This is a genomic window from Streptomyces sp. NPDC004658, assembly GCF_040609555.1.
Taxonomy (GTDB): Bacteria; Actinomycetota; Actinomycetes; order Streptomycetales; family Streptomycetaceae; genus Streptomyces.
In genome coordinates this window covers 1-788 of the sequence record NZ_JBEXKG010000427.1, presented here as the reverse complement: position 1 = coordinate 788, position 788 = coordinate 1, and the positions used below count along the sequence as shown (strand labels likewise).

Below are 788 nucleotides of genomic sequence, written 5' to 3'. Positions count from 1 at the left end.
CTCCAGGACCGTGAGCTTCGTCGTCCCCCCGCAAGCAGTGCAGAGCGCGAGGAGCCAGGCGTCGAGGAGCTTGTGGTGTGCGTTGACGCGGAACTTGCCGTCCGTCCGGAAGCGATCGGACGCGCACACGTGGCAGCGACGGACGACGAGAGGAAGGCAGGTGGGAGTGACCACCCAGGTTTTGAGCACAGAAGTACACCGGTTTCAGTGAGAAGACCGCAGCAAGAAGGAGCGCGGCGCACATGCGCGACGCGCGACGATTCAGCGCTTGGGAGGTCTCACAGGGTGTACAACGGGGCGTCCTTGCCTGGGCGACGTGGTTCGGCAGCACGGTAGCGGCGTCCGGCGGTGGCGTACCACTGGATTTCCCGCAGGATGAAGTCCGTTTCCTCGCAGGGGCGTTCGCCGGGCTCGTCCGCCTACGGATGCAGCGTGGGCCGGTACGTGAGCTCCTGGATGTGGTCGTCGAGCGTGCGGTGGCCGATCAGCTCAAGGTCGAAGTCGGCCGCGCCCTTGAAGATCGGGTCCTGCCCCGTCCGGCCGGTGATCACGGGGAAGAGCGTCACCTGGACGCGGTCCACCAGACCGGCGGCCATCAGCGCCCGGTTCATCGACAGGCTGCCGTGCGAGCGCAACGGCACCTCGGACTCCTCCTTGAGCCGGGCGACGACGTCGACGGCATCACCACTCGCGACGGTCGCGTCCGGCCAGTCGAGGGAACCGTCGAGCGTGGTCGACACCACCGTCGTCGGCAGGCTCCTCATCCGTGTCACCCAGGGATCGCGAAC

At 67.3% G+C, this 788-nt stretch carries 2 protein-coding genes; both read right to left on the bottom strand.

Features of this window, described 5'->3' with window-relative positions; all coding sequences use genetic code 11:
• Positions 1–189, bottom strand: a 189-nt coding sequence (locus ABZV94_RS41885; protein ID WP_356350394.1) for a DUF1062 domain-containing protein, incomplete at its 3' end; no start/stop codon positions are given.
• A gap of 230 nt (positions 190–419) precedes the next feature.
• On the bottom strand, positions 420–788 hold a 369-nt coding region (locus tag ABZV94_RS41880), incomplete at its 5' end, for a dihydrofolate reductase family protein (RefSeq protein WP_356350392.1).